This is a genomic window from Nocardia sp. NPDC051750 (assembly GCF_044453135.1).
In the GTDB taxonomy this organism is placed as follows: Bacteria; Actinomycetota; Actinomycetes; order Mycobacteriales; family Mycobacteriaceae; genus Nocardia.
On record NZ_JBITCK010000001.1, the window covers coordinates 563,672 to 583,850 of the forward strand.

The following is a 20,179-nucleotide window of genomic DNA, read 5'->3' on the forward strand; positions in this document are numbered from 1 at the left end:
GGGGATGCCCCCGAATAGCAACCGCAGCCCTCGATCCGACGCCTCCCGCAGTATGGCCCGCCTGCTCCAGGCTGCTCGGGAGCTCATCACCGACGCGGGCCCCGGAGTCGCACTCGACGAGATCGCGCGCCACGCCGGTGTCGGAAACGCCACGCTATACCGCCATTTCCCGACCCGCGCCGATCTACTTGTCGCCGTCTACAGCGACGAGATCGCGGACCTGTGTCGTGATGGTGCAGAACTGGCCAAGGCGGAACAACCGCTCGATGCGCTTTTCACCTGGCTCGAAAAGTTCATCGTCCACTTGGCGACGAAGCGCCCCCTTGCTCTGGCCGCGACCGAGGAGCCCAGCAACCGCCGGACGCCTCTGTTCGAGGAATGGCACACCTCGATCACCACCGCCGCCGACGTTCTGGTGGACCGCGCCCGGGCGGCGCTGCGACCGGACATCACCACGACCGACGTGCTGACACTGGCCACCGGCGTGGCCCTCGCCGTCGGCGCCGACGCCGACCATACGCACCGCTTGGTCACGTTATTTCGCACCGGCTTGGCATCCCGAGAAGCGGCAGCCGACGAGCGATCGGCTCAACCCGATCCATGACCGGCGCCGAGTCGCCCGCTCAGATACTCGACCGAGAGTCCTCGCCCGACTCCGCCCATCATCGGTAAGCCCGCTGGGTGAACGGCACGGCAGCACCAGTGAACTCGCCGACCCCGGGGCTACCGCTGCCGGCGGCGCGGATCGGCGATTGGCCGGCACGAGCATTTCCGCACGGTGTTCGAGTTCGGCTGTGTTCGCCGAATTTCCCGATTCCGCAGTGCCCGGAGCCGCCGGGCGCTACCTTTCCTGGCGCCCCGAACTGTCCTTTCCAAGCCTGATCCGGCGACCGGTGGCGCAACCGAGACGCACTACTGCGTCCGCATGACATAGTTCGCAAGGTCTGTGTAGTGTCTCTTCAATCTGAAACAGTCGTGAACAAGGTTTAGAGGCGCAGTGATCGGTATCGATGGATGTCTGGAACGCATCATGGGCATCCCGGGGGCGCGCAGTGTGACCTTGGTCGACGGGGCGAGTGGACTGGCGATCGCCGGGGCCGGGCGTCATGACCTGGTCGACCAGCACGAGGACGCGGCCACCACAACCGATGTCGTGCGCGCCGTACTCGGCTGTCCGGCGCTCGCGACCGGTGCGGACGATGACGACATCACCGAGATCATCGTGTGCGGCAACGGGGGATACCACCTGATCGACCTGGTCCGCGGCGATTTCGAGGGCCGCCTGTTCGTGCACGCGCTGTTCGACGAGGATTCCGGCAACCTCGCGATGGCCCGGTTCCGGTTACGCGGCATCCTCGCGGACCTGACCGGAAACGGCCAGGAAGCCGGACCGGCCGGAAACGGCCAGGAAGCGGGATCGACCTCAGGCCGTCATGCGGTGAGACCGGCCGAGGACGGTCATGGGAACTGAGCTCGCGGACGAGCTGCGGCGTCTGGAAGACGAGGGAAGCACCGGCGTGCTGCACACGGGCGACGGCGCCTTCCATCTCGCGGACGGCGCCATCGCCTCCGCCGAATGCCGCCGCACCACCGGGCTCGATCGGCTGGCCGCGGCGGCCGGGGTCGCCGACGCCGAGGATTGGCAGCGCGCTGCCGAGGGCGATCCCGACCCTGTCCTGCGTCGGCCCTTGCTCGAAACTTTGGCGCTGCTTTCGGCTTTCGACGCCGCCTATTTCCTGCTGTCCGCCCCGGCCGTCCCCGAATTCCGGCCCGCGCCGCCGCATTGGCTGGCCCCGGTCTGCCGTATCCGGCCGCGGGTACTGGTGCGCGAATGTGCGCGGCGCGGCGCCCCGGATTCCGGGCCGTGGCCGGCGCAGCTGGTGGATCGGGCGCCCGTGGTGCCGGTGCGCCGGGTACGCCGGAGCCGGGTCGTACTCACGGGGGGTCAAGCCGAGGTGCTGGCCGCGGCGGATACCCGCCGCAGCGTCACCGTTATCGCGCGCGACCTCGGGCGCACCGCGTACGGCTGCCTGGAGGCGGTCCGCGATCTCACCGCGGCGGGGTTGATCCAGCCGCCGGGGGACCGGCGGCCGCCGGCCGCGCCACGGCCGGGCGCCGAGCCGGTCCTGCGCCGGCGGGTGCGGCAGCCCGTGCCGGTACCCGATGACGGCGATTGGGAGCCGGTGGATCAGGCACTGCTCTTGCGGTTGCGCTCGGCACTGGAGGAACTCGCGTGACGGCGCGCAGGAAACTGCTCGGCGATCTGATGGGGAGGTTGACGAAGGTGCCGATGCCCGAATCCGATCCGAATCCGGCGGTACAGGCGGAGCTCACGGGGCTCCGGGATCGGGTGCCCGGCCTGATCGGGGCGCTGGTGGCGTCCAGCGACGGCCTACTGGTCACCCACGATCTACCCGGGCATATCGAACCCACCGGAATGGCGGCGCTCGCGGCGGCGCAACTGTCACTGTCGGACAGGCTGGCGGGTGTCGCGCACGGCGGCGGATTCCAGGAGGTCGTGGTGGACGGGACGCGCGGGCACGTCGTCATCTACGCGGCCGGCTGGGCGTCGCTGACCGTCCTCGCGGAGCCGGACGTGAATATCGGCCGGTTGCATCTCGAATCGCGTCCGGTGGCGCGCAATATCGCCGAACATCTGGCGGGCGCCGCCCGCGAACCCGGCAGAACCAACGGAAGACCCGGATAACCCCTCGAAAGGAAACACCTGTGTCCGATATGGATTTGGCGCTGAAGGAAATGATGTCGATCGACGGTGCCGTCGGTGCGGCCGTTGTCGACTACAACAGCGGTATGGCGCTGGGTATGCTCGGCAGCTCGAAAGCCCTCGACCTCCACGTCGCCGCCGCCGGCAACACCGAGGTGGTCCGCGCGAAACTGCGGACCATCGAACAGCTCGGCTTGCAGGAGGATATCGAGGACATCCTGATCACGCTGAGCTCCCAGTACCATCTCATCCGCCCGATGACCGGCCGGAAGTCGAAGGGCTTGTTCCTCTACCTCGCGCTCGACCGCGGACGTGCGAATCTGGCTCTGGCCCGGCACAAGCTGCGCGGTATCGAAGAAGACCTCGAGGTGTGATCCGGCGGTTATTCGGCGGGCCGCGGACACGTCCTCGGCGGCCCAGCTCGTGCACCCGGCTTCCGGCCGGACATGGCCCTCCGGGTTCAGCGCAGGACTGCTCCATATACGTGCTGGACCGAGAGCTTCATCAGCACCCGGCGGTCGGAGACCATGACCGATCGGTACTCGTCCCAGTCCGGATGCTCGCCGGCGGCGGCTCGGTAGTAGTCGACGAGGGCCGCGACCTCGGGGCCGTGCGGATCGGTGCCCGGACCGGTGAGCGTGACCGTGCCCTCGGCGGTCGCCCAGGCCCATCCGTCTGCGCGGGTCACCTCCAGCGCCGCGCGCGGATCACGGCGCAGGTTCACTGTTTTGGCCCGCCCTTCGGTCATCGACACGTACACGATATCGGCGGCGCGGTCGTAGAAGGGAGTCACCGGCGAGAGCTGCGGTAGACCGTCGGCCTTGATGGTGGCCAACACGCCCAGCCGGCTTTCGGCGAGCAGGGTGCGCGGATCGAACTGTGGGTCCGTCATATCCGATTCCAAGTCGTGGACAACCGCCGCTATTCCTGGGGATGGCTCGGGCGGCCGCCGGCCCGGATAGGCGCAACGCACCGCCCCGGGAAAATCATTGGCGCAGCCACCGAGGTAATGGTTCGAATAGGACCATGCTGGACGACGAACAGGTGGCCTCGTTCATCGACAACGGGTTCGTGCACCTACCCGAGGCGTTTCCCCGTTCCCTGGCCGAGGAGTGCCGCGCCGTCATCTGGCGCGATCTGGATGCCTCGCCGGATGAACCCGAAACCTGGTCCACCCCGGTGGCCACCCGCCCCGACTACGCCTCCCCGCCCTTCGTGGCCGCCGCCAATACACCGCGATTGCACGCCGCCTACGACCGGCTGGTCGGGGCGAAGCGCTGGGCACCCCGAACCAGCCTGGGCGGCTTCGTGATCCGATTCCCCGGCAACGAACCCGCCGTACTCGACGGCTGGCATGTCGACGCGAGTTTTCCGGGCCCGGAATCCAGCCCCACCGACTATCTCAGCTGGCGGGTCAATATCCATTCGAAGAACCGCGCCCTGCTGATGCTGTTCCTTTTCTCCGACACCGGCGAGTCCGACGCCCCCACCCGGATACGTGCCGGTTCCCACCTGGACGTTGCCCGGATCCTCGAACCAGCGGGCGACGCCGGCCTCGACGCCCGGGAACTCGCCCGCCGCGCCGAACCGGCCACGGTGCATCGCCCGCTCGCCTTCGCCACCGGCCGGGCGGGTGACGTGTACCTGTGCCACCCGTTCCTCGTCCACGCCGGCCAACCCCATCGCGGCACCGAACCTCGTTTCCTCGCCCAGCCGAACCTCAGCCCCGCCGGCGGCGCCCGGGCAACCGAGCCGGGCTCGGCCTATCCGGTCGAGTCTGCCGTCCTGCGCGCGACCCGCCGGTAGCCTGCACGTCCGACACGCGGCGGTCGGCTACCTGTAGACACAGATAACAGGTCGATAACACACCCAACGGGGCATACCATTGCGCTATGTCCCTGTCGAAGGTCGAGCGTCCCGACCTCCCCGAGTTCATGACGTGGGAGGAACTCGAACGGCTACCCGACGAGATCGCCGAACAGATCGAGCTATGGGACGGGCGCGTCGTGTGGCTTCGCCGCGGCCCCAGCGAGCATCAGCGATTCACGGTGCGCATGCGCAACGCGGTCGAGCGATGCGCTCGTAAAGGCATGACAGAACAGCCGGAAACGTGCTGGCAGGTGGATGTCGAGACCAATGTTTTCCTCGGCACCAGCGGGAAGTCCGACTTCCTCACACCTGATTTCATGGTTTTCCGGTGCTTGGAGTCGCCTTTTCAGGATGTACGAGCAGCCGACGCTCTCCTCGTCGGTGAAGTGCTGTCACCGGGCAACACCGAGAGCGATATCGAAGCGAAGAAAGCCCGGTACGCGGGTGCTGGAATTCCCTGGTACTGGGAGGTGACCTTGGCGCGGAATGTGAGCGCAATCAGCACTGTCCGCGCCTATGCGCTGGAGACCGAACCCGGACGACTTCCGCCTGGCGTCCGTCCCTTGCGGTCCGCAAATTACCTCATTGCAGGCGAATGGACCTCAGCGAATGAGGACGGCATCCACATCGATTTCCCGTTCCCGATCACCATTCCGTGGACCGAGCTCGAGTACTGACGCACCGGCACGGACCGCGCGGTGATCCCCCTCTGTCGAGCCACCGCACGGCCCGGCACGGGTTTCCGCACCCCACTCGGGCACAGGGTGAGTGGGGTGCGGGCCGATCAATTCGTCAACGCTATATAGCGGGCGAGGTGATCGGAGCTGTTGCCGAATTCGTATTCGATGGCGGTGAGCCGTTTGAAATAGTGGCCGATGGCCAATTCCTCGGTCATGCCCATGGCGCCGTGCAATTGCACCGAATTCTGGCCGATGAAACGGGTGGCGCGGCCGATCGTAACCTTGGCCGCGGAAATGGCGCGGGCCCGTTCGGCGGGTTCGGCTTCGAGGGAGTAGGCCGCCAGATAGGCGGCGGCGACACTTTGCTCGAGTTCGATCAGCATATCGACCATGCGGTGTTGCAGCGCTTGGAAACTGCTGATCGCGACGCCGAACTGCTGGCGCTGTTTGGTGTATTCGACGGTGTCGTCGAGCACCTTGCGCATCAGCCCGACCGCTTCAGAGGCCACCGCAGCGATGGCATCGTCGACTGTCGCGTCGATGATCGGCCAGGCCTGGCCTTCGGCGCCGAGGAGCGCGCCGGCGGGGATCCGGAAATCGGTGAAGGTGAGGTCGGCGGCGGTCCGGTCGTCGATGGTGCGGTAGCGGTGCACCTCGACACCCGCCGGCGGCGCGGAGGCGTCGAACTCCACCAGGAACAGCGAGATACCGTCCTGGTCACGCCGTTCCCCGGCAGTGCGGGCGGAGATGATCAGGTGGGTGGCGATGGGCGCGCTGGTCACCACGATCTTGGCACCGTCGAGGACCCAGCTGTCACCGTCGCGGCGGGCGGTGACCGAAACATCGTGGCGCACTTCGCCGGAGCCGGGTTCGAGCGCGGCGAAGGCGATCCGTGCGCTGCCTTCGGCGATCTTCGCCAGCAGCGCCCGGGCCGGTGCGCCGCCGGAGCGCCGCAGCAGTCCGCCGCCGATCACCACGGTGTCGACGTAGGGTTCCACGACCAGGGCGCGGCCCAGTTCCTCGGCGATGATCATGGATTCGACCGGGCCGCCGCCGGACCCGCCGGTCTCCTCGGGCAGGGTCAGGCCGAGCACATCCAGTTCGGCCAGGCCGCGCCAGATCTCCGGCTGCCAACCGAGCCCCGTTTTGACCGCCGTACGACTCTTCTCGAGGTCGTAGCGGGCAGCGAGGAAACCGGCGACCGCGTCGCGCAGCATCTGCTGTTCATCGGTGAAGGTGAAGTCCATCAGAGCCCCAATGCTGCCTTGGCGAGGATATTTCGCTGGATTTCGTTACTGCCCGCGTAGATCGAACCGGCGCGGTCGTTGAAGTAGCGCAGGGGCGCCACAGCCTGCCAGTCGGCACCGCTGAGGTAGCCGTCGGCCGGCGGCGTGTATTCGGCGATCGGGCCGCCGGGGGCGGTGGCGTGCGGCTGGTAGACCCGGCCGCGCGGTCCGGCCGCGGTGAGCGCGAGCTCGGTGAGCTGCTGGCTGAGTTCGGTGGACAGGATCTTCAGCATCGACGAGGAGGTGCCGAGGTCCTTACCGGAGGCCATGGCGGCGAGGGTCCGGAATTCCAGCACCTCCAGCACCTCGGTGCGGATGCGGGCATCGGCGAGCTGGGCGGCGAAGTGCGGGTCGGCGCTCAGCGGTTCACCGTCCCGGCCGGGCTGTGTAGCCGCGGCGGTGGCGATGTTCTCGGCCATCGCCTGGAGCGCCGGCGCCATCGCGCCACCGCCGCGCTCGTGGACCAGCAGGTACTTCGCGACGGTCCAGCCGTCGTCGATCTGCCCGAGCACATTGCTCTTGGGCGCCCGCACATTGTCGAAGAAGATCTGGTTCTGCACCTGCTCGCCGGAACTCATGACCAGTGGCCGGATCTCGATACCGGGGGCGGTCATATCCATCAGCAGGAAGGTGATGCCCTGCTGTTTCTTGCCTTCGCGCGAGGTGCGGACCAGGCAGAAGATCCAGTTCGCCTCGGTGGCGTGGGTGGTCCAGATCTTGCTGCCGGAGACGAGGAAATCGTCGCCGTCGTCGACCGCCGCCATGGTGAGGGCGGCCAGGTCGGATCCGGCTTCGGGTTCGGAGTAGCCCTGACAGAAGAAGACCTCACCGGTGAGGATGCGGGGCAGGAAGTAGTTCTTCTGCTCGTCGGTGCCGAAGGCGATCAGCGCCGGGGCGACCATCCGGATACCCATCGGCGAGAGCGCGGGCGCACCGGCCAGGGTGAGTTCGCGGCTGAAGATGTAGTGCTGGGTCAGCGACCAGTCGCAGCCGCCATAGTGGACCGGCCAGTGGGGCGCCGCCCAGCCCCGCTCGTGCAGGATGCGCTGCCATTCCAGGCTTGCCTCGTGGTCGGAGTAGACACTCGTCATCAACCGGCCCGCGGTGCTGATCTCGGGCGTCAGCTTCTCGGCCAGGAACGCCCGTACCTCGTCTCGAAAGGCCTTGTCGGCCTCCGACCAGTCGTAATCCATACACGCTCCCGAAGGCTTCATGCGTCGTCGCAGCAGGTCCGGCGACTACCGGTGCTAGAGGGAATGTAGCCAGTTCTCTCTCATCGCGTCAAACTGAAGGCAGATGCCATCACAGTTTCCGGAAACGTTCCGGCCGCGGTCAGCAGTCCTCGAAAACCGCCTTCGCGTACCCCGCCGATTGGTACACGTAGTCGTAGGCCCACCGCGGCAGCGCGAGGTCGGGGCGCGTGTCCACGAACAGCGTCTGCCCGTCCCAGCATTTGCCGAGCACATAGCGCGCCCGTGAAATATGCGGGGTGAAGGTGACCACGATGACCCGATCCCAGCCGTGCACGCGGGCCTGCTCGGCCAGGTACCGGCCCTCGCCCCGGGTGGTCCGCGGCGACGGATCGAAACACACCACCTCGAAGCTGTAACCGCCGTGACAGATCCGATTGACCAGCGGACTGTCCTCGTACGGGTTGGAGATCAGCACCCGCGGCGCGTAACCCTCGCGGGCCAGCCGCAACCCCAGCGCTTCCCGGCCGTCGTGCGCCCCGCCCAGCACGACGATCGCATCCGCGGGTGCGGGATCCTCGCGTTGCGGACGGACGTACACGGGCCACAACGCGAGCACCAGCACCACGACGGCGACCATCCCGGCAGCGAGGGTCATCGGTCGGCGCACTGCCGCGATACTAATGGGTGCGGCCGGGCCGGAGTCAGCGGCGGGACCGCGGCGGTAAACCTCGTGCCGCACCGGCTTTGCCCAGGTCGGCGAGCCACGTCGCCCGGTGTACATCTGCTGTTGCCCGGCACCTCGCCCCAGTTTTCCGGTGAGGCCATCGGTGCGGATTACCAATCGATTATGCGATGCACAGTCTTCGGAACCGGGTACCTGGGGGCCACGCACGCAGCGTGTATGGCCGAACTCGGCCACGATGTACTCGGAGTCGATATCGACCCGGGTAAGGTCGCCAAACTATCCGACGGCGTCACACCCTTCTACGAGCCGGGCCTCGAAGCGGTACTGCGCCGCAACCTGGACTCCGGCCGGCTCAGATTCACCACCTCCTATGCCGAGGCCGCCGACCATGCCGATGTGCATTTCCTCGGCGTGGGCACGCCCCAGAAAAAGGGCGAATACGCCGCGGACCTCAAATACGTCCACGCTGTGGTGGATACGCTCGCCCCGCTGGTCACCCGGCCCTGCGTGATCATCGGCAAATCGACCGTACCGGTGGGCACCGCCGCCGCACTCGGCGAACGCGCCCGCGCGCTGAGCCCGGTGGATATCGAGGTGGCCTGGAATCCGGAGTTCCTGCGGGAAGGGTTCGCGGTCCGCGACACCCTGCGCCCGGACCGGCTGGTCCTGGGCGTCGACGGCACCCGGCCACGGTCCCCGTGGGTCCGCGAACTGGTCGAGGAGCTCTACGCCGATCTGCTCGCCGCCGAGGTCCCCTTCCTGCGCACCGATCTCGCCACCGCGGAACTGGTCAAAGTATCGGCCAACGCCTTCCTGGCAACCAAGATCTCGTTCATCAACGCGGTCTCCGAGGTGTGCGAGGCCACCGGTGCGGATGTCACCGTGCTGGCCGACGCGCTCGGTTACGACGCCCGCATCGGCCGCCGGTTCCTCAACGCCGGCGTCGGTTTCGGTGGCGGCTGCCTGCCCAAGGACATCCGGGCCTTCATGGCACGGGCCGGCGAACTGGGCGCCGACCACGCCCTGGCCTTTCTCCGGGAAGTCGACAACATCAATATGCGCCGCCGCACCAAGATCGTGGATATGGCGGCCCGTGCGTGCGGCGGATCGCTCTTGGGCGCGAATGTGGCCGTGCTCGGCGCGGCCTTCAAACCCGAATCCGACGACGTCCGGGATTCCCCCGCGCTCAATGTGGCCGGAATGATCCAGTTGCACGGTGCCGTGGTCACCGTCTACGACCCGAAAGCCCTGGAGAATTCCCGCCGCGTCTTTCCCACCCTGAGCTACGCGACCTCGGTGCGTGAGGCATGCGAGCGCGCCGACGTGGTCCTGGTCTTGACCGAATGGAACGAATTCGTCGAACTACGGCCGCAGGACCTGGAGACGGTGGTCCGGTCCCGCTCGGTCATCGACGGCCGTAATTGTCTCGACAAAGCCGCTTGGCGCTCGGCCGGATGGGTGTACGCAGGGCTGGGCACACCGTAGAGTCGGGTACGTGAGCCGGACGTGCGGCATGGGTTCCTGCCTCCCGTAACAACGGGACCGAGCGGTACTGTCGAAGAAGCCGCCTGGTTCGGGGGATGACCGTCATCATCGACAGGCCGGCGCTCGCATAGTGTAAGCGGGAAGTACGGATGGGCTGCCGATGAGTTCAGTACTGGGAGTGTCGGTGGGGGCCGGCGCGATCCGCCTGGCGCGCCCACCGGCGGGCGCGGCACCCGGTGCCGAACCCGAATCCTTCGAACTGCGCACCTTCGTGGTGCCGCCGGAAACGCCGAGTGCGGAACGTGCCGCGCTCTCGGTCGCGGCCGCCCTGAACTCCAACCCCGCGATCACCGGCACCGTCCTGGCCTGCCGGGACGAACAGCAGGCCCGGGCGCTGCACGCGGCGCTCACCGACCACGGGCTGCACGACTACGAGCTCGTCCCCGATATCGACGCCGTCCTCGAATTCGCCGTGGCCTCCGGCGCGCTCAAAGACGTGACCACACTCGCGATCTACGACCTGGGCTCCTCCGGTCTCTCGGTGACCGTGGTCGATGTGCCGAGCCGTAAGGTCCAGCACACCGAACGCACCGGCGATATCAGCGGCGAATACTTCGACTCACTGATCCGCGAACAACAGATCAACTCCGGACGGATCGCCCACCCGCCCGATCCGTCCGGACTGGCCGAACTGGACGCGCTGTGCCGGGCCGCCAAAGAACGGCTCTCGGGCAGCGCGGCGGTCGCGCTACCCAGCAGCTACGGTCCGGTACTGCTCACTCAGGAGAATTTCACCGCGCTGATCGCGCGGTCGGTCGAAACCTCGGCCCGCGCCACCCGCGACGTCATCGGACGTTCGGGCCGGGCGGCCCAGGCGCTGCTGGCCGTGGGTGGTGGTGTGCGCATCCCACTGGTCAGCCGATCGCTCCGGGACACCCTGGAAATCCCCGTTCTGGTACCGCCGGAGCCGGAAACCGCCACTGCCCGTGGCGCCGCACTGCTGGCCCGGAAGGCGCTCACCCGGCAGCCCGCCGAGGAACCGGCACAGACAACAGCTTCCGCGCCGCTCAGCGAACCGCATCAGCAGGCTCCCGCCGAGCCGGCGTCCGCCCATCCCGGCGCACCCGCCCCGCAGCCCGGCACGACCACTCCGGCCACCACACCTCTCGGCCGAGTTCCCGCACCGCCCGGCCCGGTTCCCGCGCACAGCGGAACAGCCCCACCGCTCGACTCCACTGCTTCGAACACCACTTATCCCGGCCCGGTCCCCACCCAGCCGAGCACGACTGCTGCGGACACCGCGCGTCTCGGTTCGGTACCCACCCAGCCGAGCACGACTGCTGCGGATACTGTGCACCCCGATTCGGTTCCCGCATCCGCATCTCCCGGCGGGACCTCCCCGCAGCCGGGCACCACCCCTGCTCGATCCGCCGATTTCGGACCGTATCCCGAACATCCGGGAACAACTTCCGCACAACAGTTCGCCACCAGCCCCACGCAACAAGGCACAAGCCACGCGCACCCTGGTAGCAACACCGGGCCCGCGAATCCCGGTTCCGTTCCGGCGTACCCCGGAGCGGCCATGACCCCCTCGGGTGCAACGGTCAGCTATTCCGGCATGGCGGTCACACAACCGGGTACGAGTGGCTCAACAGGCATTACGGCCTCTGCCCGGCAGAACGGCACCGCCTCGTCGCGACCCGATCTGCCGATACCGCAACCGGGCATCTTCGGACCCCCGGCGGGCACCGCGCCCATGCCGCCGAGCGCCCGGCCCCCGGCCTCGGGCCACGGGACCGCGAGTGCGGGCCCCGATCGAGCGAGCTCGGGCGCCGGGCCCGGCCCGAACAGCAACCCGGCCGAATCGTCCCCCGCGCTGCCGCACCCGATCAGTACCCCGGTTCCACGGCTCTCGCCGGAGGAGGATCCGCCGACTGTCGCCCTGCGGCTACCGGCCAAGCTGCTGCCCCGCCGCTCGTTCGGTGAGCCGCCGCAGCGGCGCAACCGGGAGATCAGCGCGGCAGTGGTCGCGGTGAGCGCCTTGGTGGTGGTGGCCGCGATCGGAATCGGTCTCGGTTACGGGCAGCAGATGTTCAGCCAGGATTCGGCCACCGCCGAGAGCACCTCCCACCCGCAACCCACCACGGCTGCCATCCCTTCGACCACCCCGGGAACGGCGGGAGCAACCACTTCGACGACCCCGCCGGAGCACGCACCGCTGGCGGAACCGCCACCGGTGTTCGAGCCCGAGCCCGAACCGCCGCCGGTGACGACCGGTCCGAACACCGTTCAGGTCCCGGGTCTGCCGCCGATCGTCGTACCGACCATCCCGCCGGAGGCGTTACCTTTTCCGCGCCCTGCCCGCTGACCGGGCGACAACCGGTCAGGCTTCCCCGTACCCGTGCTCCGGCCGTCGCGGCCCCGGGCGCGGACCTGGACCCCGCTGATTCCATGGTTGCTGGGGTCCTGAAGGCAGGGATCCGGGTTGCTGCGGTCCCGGGGATCGGGGAGGCGGCCACGATCCCCGGGACGGATCGGGCTGTTGTGGACCGGCACCGGATCGCGCGCCCGGCCGCGGATCGCCGGACCCGGGACGCCGGACTTTGGGCTGGTCCCCTGTCGTCGGCCACGGCTCGCGGTCGCGGCTCGACCGGGAGCGATCTCCGGTCGCGACACCACCTTCCGGCCGTGCGACCGCCCGATGACTGCCGGTATCGGCCCGCCGCCCGCCGGCCTCGGTGCGCCGCCGGGACCTCGCGCGCCCCGCGGGGACAGGCGGTTTCGCCGAACCGAACGGACGCGCCAGCATTACCGCGATCCCCGTGGTCAGCGGAACCGACAGCGCCAGACAGATACCGCCGACCGCCGACCGGGCGATTTCGATCGCCACCGCGTCGCCCACCAGCACATCACGGATCGGCCGGCCGGCCACGCTGAACAGCAACAGCAGCGGCAGTGCGCCACCGGCGTAGGCGAGTACCAGCGTGTATACGGTGCTGGCGATATGGTCGCGCCCGACCCGCATGGCCGCCGCGAAAATCTCTCCCCGCGTGGCACCCTTGTCCAGTTCGGCGAGTTCGAAGGCGGCCGACGCCTGAGTGATGGTCACATCGTTGAGCACACCCAGGGAACCGATGATGAAGCCGGCGAGCAGCAGTCCGGTGATGCTGACATGCTCGATATAGGTGGCGACATTGGTGTTCTGTTCTTCGGACAGTCCGGTGAGCGTGGTCGCGTCGATAACCAGCCAGGACAGCACCGCCGCGATGACCATCGATGTCAGCGTCCCCAGCAGTGCGGAGCTGGTCCGCAGATTCACCCCGTGGGCCAGATACAGCACCGAGTACAAGATCAGCGAACCGGCCACCAGCGCAACGGGTATCGCCGGTTTTCCGTCCAGCAGAGCCGGGAGCAGGAACACCACCAGTACCGCGAAGGCGAAGACGAGGCCGACGAGTGCCCGGAAACCGCGCCAGCGGGCGATGACGATGATCACCACCACGAAGGCCAGCACGATGACACTGAGCGGGAGCCCGCGCGAATAGTCGTCGAACGAGTACAGCGGAGTACCGTCCGGGCCGGCCTGCCGCACGATCCGCAGTTCGTCGCCGGCGGCAAGATCGGGTTGCCCGGGCCCGGGAGCGATTTCCAGCAGGGTGTGTTTGCCCGCGTGCGGCCCGGACTCGATGGCGATCAGGCTGCGCTGGCAGTCGTAGACCTGCGCGGGTGGCGGCGTGGGTTCGCCGTCGAAGACCCGGCCGATGGACGGACTACCGCACGCTCCGAGATCCTGCCGGATCACCGTGCCCGCTTCGGTGACCACCGCGGACCCGTCCGCGTTCTGCATCGGCAGCGGAATATCGATCTGTTGCCGGTCGGGCCACAGCGCGATGGTGGCGATGACCACGGCGATACCGATCGCGACCAGCAGTCCTACCACGACACGGGCGGCGGTGGCGCCTATGGCGATCGGCCGGGAGTGATCGTGATGGTGATGGTGGTCGCTCACCCGGCTCAGCCTAGAGGATCCATACAGCGGCACTGCGGCCGACAATGGGGCCTACGCTGGGAATTCGCTGATCAACCAGAAGATCTCGGGAAGGGGCGGCGGAGAGCAGGGGGATGTCTCCGCCGCCCGGGGCAGGCGCCCAGGGGGGTAGGCGGCCTAACCCGAGGACCAGGTTGCCCAGGGGGGGTAGACAACCTGGCCGGGCACTCGAAGTGCCGAAGCCCACTGTACACACACGATCCTCTTTTGTGCCAGTGGGTTCAGAAAATTGGCCAGAATCCGGACGAGGGGTCTGTTTTAACCCAGGGTTAGCCGCCCCGCTACTGACGGTAGCCCGCCAGGAAGTTGCCGAATCGCTCGATGGCAACCGCCAGATCGCGGGCCCAGGGCAGGGTTACGATGCGCAGATGATCATGGTTGGGCCAGTTGAAGCCGGTGCCCTGCACCATCAGGATCTTCTCCTGTAGCAGCAGGTCCTGTACCAGCTTCTCGTCGTCGTGGATCTCGTGAACTTCGGGGTCCAGCCTAGGGAACGCATACAGTGCGCCTTTGGGTTTCACGCACGACACGCCGGGAATCGCGTTCAACCGCTCCCAGGCCACATCCCGCTGTTCCAGCAACCGCCCGCCCGGCAGGATCAGATCCTCGATGCTCTGATAACCCCCGAGCGCCACCTGAATAGCGTGCTGCGCAGGCACATTCGGGCAGAGCCGGGACGAGGCGAGCAGGTCGATACCTTCGAGGAACCCGGCCGCATGGTCTTTCGGACCGGTGATCGCCAGCCACCCCGATCGGTAACCCGCCACCCGGTACGCCTTGGACAGGCCGTTGAACGTGAGACACAGCAGATCGGGCGCCAGGGTCGCCAGCGAAATATGTTTGGCGTCGTCGTAGAGGATCTTGTCGTAGATCTCGTCGGCGAGCAGCAGCAGCCGGTGCTTACGAGCCACATCCACCAGCTGCTGCAGGACCTCCGCCGAGTACACGGCCCCGGTCGGGTTGTTGGGATTGATCACCAGCAGCGCCTTGGTCCGGTCGGTGATCTTCGCCTCGATATCCGCGATATCGGGCTGCCAGCCGGTGGACTCGTCACAGAGATAGTGCACGGGTGTACCGCCGGCCAGACTGGTCATCGCCGTCCACAGCGGATAGTCCGGGGCCGGGATCAGCACCTCGTCGCCGTTGTCCAGCAGCGCCTGCATGGTGATGGTGATCAGTTCGGAGACGCCGTTACCCAGGTACACGGAATCGACATCCAGCTCCGGGAACCCCGGCACCAGCTCGTAGCGGGTGACAATCGCCCGCCGCGCGGACAGTATCCCCTTGGACTCGGAATACCCCTGCGCGGTCGGCAGGGCGGCGATCATATCCCGCATGATCACATCGGGCGCCTCGAACCCGAACGGCGCGGGATTGCCGATATTGAGCTTCAGGATCCGGTGACCTTCGGCCTCCAGCCGTGCCGCATGTGCGTGCACCGGTCCACGGATCTCGTAGACGACGTTCTGCAGCTTTTTCGACTGCTCCAGAATCCGGGGCGTGGGATGCGAATGGCCAGTACTCACCCGGTCCATGGTGCCACCAGACGCAAACGGATATCCGGCCCGGCCCCGGCGCGTGCAGTACCGTTACCGCTGAACGTAGGCAGAGGAGAGCCAGGTGGGGCAGTCGCTGGTCAGCGGCCAGGTGTTCGCGGGTTATCGGATCGAGCGCTTGCTCGGGGTAGGCGGGATGGGGGAAGTGTTCCTCGCCCACGACCCGGAACTGCCCCGGTACGTCGCCCTGAAATTGCTCAGCCGCGCCCAGACCGGTGACCTCGGCATCGTCGAGCGCTTCCGGCGCGAAGCCGATACCGCCGCCCGGCTCGCCCATCCGAATATCGTGGCCGTCCATGCCCGCGGTGAACTGGACGGTCAGCTGTGGATCGCGATGGAATACGTGAACGGCACCGACGTCGACGAACTGCTGCGCTCGAGCCCGCTCGACCCGCGGCGCGCGGTCCGCATCGTCGAGGAAACCGCCGCCGCGCTCGATCACGCACACCGTGCCGGGGTACTGCACCGGGATGTGAAACCCGCGAATATCCTGCTCGCCTCCGGGCACCGGGACCGAGTGCTGCTCGCCGATTTCGGTATCGCGAAAATCCTCGACGAATCCGTGGGGCTCACCCGGACAGGCGAGGTATTCGCGAGCCTCCGCTACGCGGCCCCGGAACAGTTCACCGGCACCGCCATCGATCATCGCGCTGATATCTACGCCCTCGGCGGCACGCTGCACCATATGCTCACCGGCTCCCACCCGTATCCCGGGACGAACTCCGCACAGCTCATCCACAGCCACCTGAACCAGCCCGCCCCCGCGCCCAGCGCATCGAATCCGGCCCTGCCGGGCGCGTTCGACAGCGTGATCGCCCGGGCAATGGCCAAGGATCCCGCCGACCGTTTCGACTCCTGCGGTGAGCTCGCCGCGGCCGCGGCCGACGCGCTCACCGGCACCGCCGCACCAGCGGCGACCACGCGACTTGCGGCTCCCGACCCGCCGCCCCGGCGCAGCCGCCGGCGGCGCGGAACGCTTATCGTGGCCGCCGTCCTGGCCGGTGTGTTCGCGCTGTGCGGAACCGGCGTCGTGGCGACGGAATCGATCCGGACACCGGTGGCCGAACGCCTGCACAAAACGCGCGAACTGGCCGGTGGGTTCGTGCACCGGATGCGCGGGGCCGTCCACGACCTGATTTTCATGTCCGCGGATACGACAGCTCCTACCTTCGGAGCCGGACCACTCACCGAACCGGCAGGCTGAGCATCCGCCGCCTTGCCCTCCCGGGCAGATCCGCGGGGTCCGGACCACTCACTCATTTCCCGGGGGCAGGCTGCGCGCGGCGGTCGAGCCGCAGAATTCCTCGATCTGTTCGTCCAGGGATCGTGCCTCGGCGACGCCGCGGTAGGTGGGCGCACAGATGCGGCGGCGCACACCGGTGAGCCGTTCTTCCAGTTGCGCGATGCGCTTGTCTTCGGCCAGTTCGAGCACCGGCGAGAGCGCCTCCGCCGCGCCCTCGAGACTTCCGTTGATCAGATGCGCGGCCGCCGAATCGACCCGGGCCAGGGCTTCGGCGCCATAGGAACGCTGACGTGCCGGGCCGGTGCGATACAGCTCGATTGTGCGTTGCGTCGCGGCCAGGGCCGGCTCCGCCAAGCCCAGATGGATATAGGTGGCGCCCGCGTAGTAGCTGGCTTTGGCGTCGGAGAATCCGAACACCCCGCCCATTTCGTCGTGCAGGCTGTCGGCGGCGGCGCCCTCGCTCGCCGCAGCGGCGGCACGGATACAGCGCTCGGTATCGGCAGTACTGCCGATCTTCGACCAGATCCGCGCCTCGATATTGTGCAACCGCACCGCGGCGGTGGCCGAATCCGCGTACTGCTGCCCGCTCTGCGCCAGCGCCAAGGCGCGATGCGGCCGTTCGGACCAGTATTCGATCAGCGCATGCATCCCCCGCGCCCACGCGCGTAGCCCGTTGTGACCGGAGATCTCCCCGTACGCCCAGGCCGCACGGATCTGCTCGCCGGCGGCATCCAGGTAGCCCAGATCGGTACTCGCGTTGGCGAGCAACCCCGACAACGAGCCGGCCAGCAGATATAGGTGGCTGGTGTCGGACGGGCGCTGATGTCCCTCCAGCAGCCGGTACACCCGGCGCCGCACCCGCAACATCTCCACCATCATCGGCATCGGCGGGGTGTGCACATAGTCGTTCGCGATCCGGGTGACATCCGCGTCGAGCTGGTCCAGCGTGCTGGGACCGATATTCGTCGCCTCGGCCCGGCCGGCGTGATCGCTCGCCTCGTGTGCTGCCGCCATGATCAGATCCCTCTCCGAAATCGCCGCAGACCCGTCCCCGCGGACCGCACCGCTGTCGATGAGGGCCAGGAGTTCGGCGTCATTGGAATAACTGCCGGGCACCGCGGAGTGCCCGGCGGTCGCACCGGGGGCGACGACAGGCCCGGGGGCGGTCAGCGCGGCGAACCGGCTCCGCTCGACCTCATCGGACCGGGCCAGGCAGGTGTCAAGGGCAGCCTGATTGACCGGACGCGGATGGACCCGGTCGCCCCCGGCTTCCCATTTGGACACCAGTCGTTCGTGCACACCCAGATGTGCCGCGAACTCCCGGATGCTCATCCGTTTGGCCTCGCGAAGCGCCCGGGCCTCCCTTCCAGACCACTGGCCGACCACGTTGTCACCCTTTCCGAACGATTTCCTCCCCAGAGTACGAGCCGAATGTGACTGCAACCACAAAGAAATCCGGTACCGGCGCGAATGGCAGCGCAAGGGCAGTGGAACGCGAGCGTGTAGGCGGTTCCGGCAAGCGTATGCACGCGGGATCCTGGAACGAGAGGTCAGCGAGACCGCCACCGGCCGTGGCTCGGCATGCCAGGGACGCTCAGTATGCCAGGGAGGCAAGGGAATTCACTGTGAATGTGGAAAAGCTCAGAACGGTAGATGACTGGGCCACCTACTACCGCCACGAATTCGGCTTACCGGCCACCGAACGCGGCGGATTCGTCATGCTGCCGATCACCAGCCGCGCCTGCGTCATCCACCTCCCCACCGACCGTGCCCGCGCCGTACGTGCGCTCCTGGATTCCCGGGATATCCGAGTTCCTGTGCTGGCCCGCCAGATTCGCTGGAGTTTCGTGGCGTACCCGGATCGCCGGCCGGATCCGGAAGTGGTCGAGATGCTGCAGCGGATCGATATCGATATTCCGGGCGTGGGCAGTGCGGTCATGCTGCCGACCGGGATGGGCCGCTGGAACCGGGAGGGCTGCAACTGGGTGGTCCCGCCCGAACGCGACGGTCTGCTCCCACCACTGTCCTCGGTGATCAACGCCGCCCTCCTGGCGGGCGGCGACCGGGAATGACCGGGGATGGGGTTACGTCCGGCAGCTCACAAGGCATGCCGGACGTAACCCACCCGCGGCGCCGACGGGCGATCCACGGGAATCGGCTGTCCAGGACAGCCGCTGAGGTACCGGGCCGGCCGCGTGCCACGACCGGCCCGGTATCACGGAAGTTTCCGCAGCACCCGTTGCGCGTCGGGCAGTAATCCGGGCGCGAAGCGACGATGCCCTCGGGCTGCAAAGGCCCAGACGCGCTTGCCGATCGACCGCTCGTACCGGACGAAGGTGGCCAGCGAAACGCTCCCCTCCCCGAGCTCGACGACGAGATTGCCGGTGAGCATCCAGGACCGGGCCGCCAGGGTGATCCAGGTGTCGCCGCGGTCGGCGATCCGCCAGCCGGCCACCTGCCCCGGCGCGGACCGCCGTGCGAGCCGCAACCCCAGCAGGCCGCGCCAGATGAGCTGACCTTGGAGCCCGGCAACGGAGTCGAGCGCCGCACACGCCCACTCTTCCGGATTCCAGGCCTCCGCCGCGTCCGTGACCAACGTGAATTGGTCGGCGTAGTCGTACTCGGTCATCGGGCAGTGCGCTCTGGTCGATTCGGCGATCTCATGCTGCTGGAATGCGACGGGATCGGCGTGCTCGCCGGCCGCGCGAATCGGGTGACCGTCTGTCATCGTCGTGCCTCCCTCTGTTTGATATACGGTGGCGTATATCAACGCTACCGGAAATATACGGTGGCGTATAGACGCGGCACGGCGAAGGGAGAACGGATATGGGTACGGCACGCACGCCGAGTGCCGACTGGATCGATGAAGGGCTGCGCGCGCTGGCCCGCGGAGGTCCCGATGCGGTCCGCGTCGAGGCGCTCGCGAAGACGCTGGGCGTGACCAAGGGTGGTTTCTACGGCTACTTCGCCGACCGGAACACCCTACTGGAGGCCATGCTGGACACCTGGGAACGCCGCAGTGTCGACGAAGTGCTCGACCGCGTCGCCCGCGACGGCGGCGACGCGCGGACGAAGATCCAGCGCGCCGGCGCCCTCACCCTGTCTGCGGAACTGCTGCCGATCGACCTCGCGATTCGCGACTGGGCCCGGCGCGACGAGACCGTTGCCGCCCGCCTGCGCCGAGTGGACAACCAGCGGATGCGGCTGCTGCGCGAAATGATCGGCACCTACTTCACCGACCCCGTAGAGATCGAGGCCCGCAGCCTGCTCGCCTTCAGCACCCGGATCGGTATGCACTTTCTCGCCGCCGACCCACTCGACGGCGCCGACCGCTCCGCGGTGATGACCCGGGCCGCCGATATCGTGCTCGGCGGGCCACCCGAAGAGGTGTAGAAACCCGGGAGAAGCC

At 67.8% G+C, this 20,179-nt stretch carries 19 protein-coding genes and 1 pseudogene; 12 read left to right on the forward strand and 8 right to left on the reverse strand.

Annotated elements, in window-relative coordinates; all coding sequences use genetic code 11:
• Window positions 1-52: 52 nt before the first annotated feature.
• The 5 genes from ACIA75_RS02415 to ACIA75_RS02435 all read left to right on the forward strand — a co-directional run bounded on the left by ACIA75_RS02415 (window position 53) and on the right by ACIA75_RS02435 (window position 3,099).
• Entirely contained in the window at window positions 53-604 is a 552-nt protein-coding gene (locus tag ACIA75_RS02415; protein ID WP_397099058.1) for a TetR/AcrR family transcriptional regulator, read from the forward strand.
• A 393-nt stretch (window positions 605-997) separates the two neighbouring features.
• Window positions 998-1,471: a hypothetical protein gene (locus ACIA75_RS02420; RefSeq protein WP_397099060.1), complete on the forward strand. Its 474-nt coding sequence runs from the start codon at window positions 998-1,000 to the stop codon at window positions 1,469-1,471.
• The gene (locus ACIA75_RS02425) at window positions 1,461-2,237 is read left to right on the forward strand and encodes a hypothetical protein (protein ID WP_397099062.1); all 777 of its coding nucleotides are present in this window, start codon (window positions 1,461-1,463) and stop codon (window positions 2,235-2,237) included. Before ACIA75_RS02420 ends, ACIA75_RS02425 begins: the two co-directional genes overlap by 11 nt.
• A complete protein-coding gene (locus tag ACIA75_RS02430) occupies window positions 2,234-2,707 on the forward strand; it encodes a roadblock/LC7 domain-containing protein (RefSeq protein WP_397099064.1) in 474 nt (157 codons plus the stop codon). The genes ACIA75_RS02425 and ACIA75_RS02430 overlap by 4 nt, the downstream gene beginning before the upstream one ends.
• Window positions 2,708-2,727: 20 nt before the next feature.
• Window positions 2,728-3,099 (forward strand): hypothetical protein, encoded by a 372-nt coding sequence (locus ACIA75_RS02435; RefSeq protein ID WP_397099066.1) that lies wholly within the window; start codon window positions 2,728-2,730, stop codon window positions 3,097-3,099.
• Between the two features lie 86 nt (window positions 3,100-3,185).
• Here the strand turns inward: ACIA75_RS02435 and ACIA75_RS02440 are convergent, their stop codons facing one another.
• Complete coding sequence (locus tag ACIA75_RS02440) at window positions 3,186-3,617, reverse strand: PPOX class F420-dependent oxidoreductase (RefSeq protein WP_397099068.1); 432 nt, start codon at window positions 3,615-3,617, stop codon at window positions 3,186-3,188.
• A gap of 134 nt (window positions 3,618-3,751) precedes the next feature.
• On the opposite strand from ACIA75_RS02440, the gene ACIA75_RS02445 reads away from it, so the two are divergent.
• Together ACIA75_RS02445 and ACIA75_RS02450 are read left to right on the forward strand one after the other, a co-directional pair.
• On the forward strand, window positions 3,752-4,531 hold the full coding sequence (locus ACIA75_RS02445) for a phytanoyl-CoA dioxygenase family protein (protein ID WP_397099070.1): 780 nt from the start codon (window positions 3,752-3,754) through the stop codon (window positions 4,529-4,531).
• An 86-nt stretch (window positions 4,532-4,617) separates the two neighbouring features.
• On the forward strand, window positions 4,618-5,271 hold the full coding sequence (locus ACIA75_RS02450) for a Uma2 family endonuclease (RefSeq protein ID WP_397099072.1): 654 nt from the start codon (window positions 4,618-4,620) through the stop codon (window positions 5,269-5,271).
• A 107-nt stretch (window positions 5,272-5,378) separates the two neighbouring features.
• On the opposite strand, the gene ACIA75_RS02455 is transcribed toward ACIA75_RS02450, so the two are convergent.
• From ACIA75_RS02455 to ACIA75_RS02465, 3 genes are all read right to left on the reverse strand, one after another.
• Window positions 5,379-6,521, reverse strand: coding sequence for an acyl-CoA dehydrogenase family protein (locus ACIA75_RS02455; RefSeq protein ID WP_397099074.1), 1,143 nt, complete (start codon window positions 6,519-6,521; stop codon window positions 5,379-5,381).
• Window positions 6,521-7,753 (reverse strand): acyl-CoA dehydrogenase family protein, encoded by a 1,233-nt coding sequence (locus ACIA75_RS02460; protein ID WP_397099076.1) that lies wholly within the window; start codon window positions 7,751-7,753, stop codon window positions 6,521-6,523. Before ACIA75_RS02460 ends, ACIA75_RS02455 begins: the two co-directional genes overlap by 1 nt.
• 139 nt (window positions 7,754-7,892) lie before the next feature.
• Entirely contained in the window at window positions 7,893-8,420 is a 528-nt protein-coding gene (locus ACIA75_RS02465; RefSeq protein WP_397099078.1) for a YdcF family protein, read from the reverse strand.
• A 180-nt stretch (window positions 8,421-8,600) separates the two neighbouring features.
• On the opposite strand from ACIA75_RS02465, the gene ACIA75_RS02470 reads away from it, so the two are divergent.
• On the forward strand, window positions 8,601-9,923 hold the full coding sequence (locus ACIA75_RS02470; RefSeq protein ID WP_397099080.1) for a UDP-glucose dehydrogenase family protein: 1,323 nt from the start codon (window positions 8,601-8,603) through the stop codon (window positions 9,921-9,923).
• Between the two features lie 160 nt (window positions 9,924-10,083).
• Complete coding sequence (locus ACIA75_RS02475; RefSeq protein WP_397099082.1) at window positions 10,084-12,291, forward strand: Hsp70 family protein; 2,208 nt, start codon at window positions 10,084-10,086, stop codon at window positions 12,289-12,291.
• A gap of 372 nt (window positions 12,292-12,663) precedes the next feature.
• On the opposite strand, the pseudogene ACIA75_RS02480 reads toward ACIA75_RS02475, so the two are convergent.
• A pseudogene (locus tag ACIA75_RS02480) lies at window positions 12,664-13,830 on the reverse strand (YibE/F family protein); the annotation flags it as partial.
• Between the two features lie 422 nt (window positions 13,831-14,252).
• A complete protein-coding gene (locus tag ACIA75_RS02485; protein ID WP_397099084.1) occupies window positions 14,253-15,506 on the reverse strand; it encodes a pyridoxal phosphate-dependent aminotransferase in 1,254 nt (417 codons plus the stop codon).
• Between the two features lie 85 nt (window positions 15,507-15,591).
• Here ACIA75_RS02485 and ACIA75_RS02490 point away from each other — a divergent pair, with 85 nt between their 5' ends.
• Entirely contained in the window at window positions 15,592-16,731 is a 1,140-nt protein-coding gene (locus ACIA75_RS02490) for a serine/threonine-protein kinase (RefSeq protein WP_397099086.1), read from the forward strand.
• Window positions 16,732-16,779: 48 nt separating this feature from the next.
• Here the strand turns inward: ACIA75_RS02490 and ACIA75_RS02495 are convergent, their stop codons facing one another.
• Window positions 16,780-18,102 carry a helix-turn-helix domain-containing protein gene (locus ACIA75_RS02495; RefSeq protein ID WP_397099088.1) on the reverse strand — a complete coding sequence of 441 codons (1,323 nt, stop codon included), beginning with the start codon at window positions 18,100-18,102 and terminating at the stop codon, window positions 16,780-16,782.
• A gap of 299 nt (window positions 18,103-18,401) precedes the next feature.
• Here ACIA75_RS02495 and ACIA75_RS02500 point away from each other — a divergent pair, with 299 nt between their 5' ends.
• Window positions 18,402-18,842: a hypothetical protein gene (locus ACIA75_RS02500; protein ID WP_397099090.1), complete on the forward strand. Its 441-nt coding sequence runs from the start codon at window positions 18,402-18,404 to the stop codon at window positions 18,840-18,842.
• A gap of 143 nt (window positions 18,843-18,985) precedes the next feature.
• On the opposite strand, the gene ACIA75_RS02505 is transcribed toward ACIA75_RS02500, so the two are convergent.
• A complete protein-coding gene (locus ACIA75_RS02505; protein WP_397099092.1) occupies window positions 18,986-19,498 on the reverse strand; it encodes a hypothetical protein in 513 nt (170 codons plus the stop codon).
• A gap of 98 nt (window positions 19,499-19,596) precedes the next feature.
• Between ACIA75_RS02505 and ACIA75_RS02510 the strand changes: the two genes are divergently transcribed.
• Complete coding sequence (locus ACIA75_RS02510; RefSeq protein ID WP_397099094.1) at window positions 19,597-20,163, forward strand: TetR/AcrR family transcriptional regulator; 567 nt, start codon at window positions 19,597-19,599, stop codon at window positions 20,161-20,163.
• Window positions 20,164-20,179: the final 16 nt, after the last annotated feature.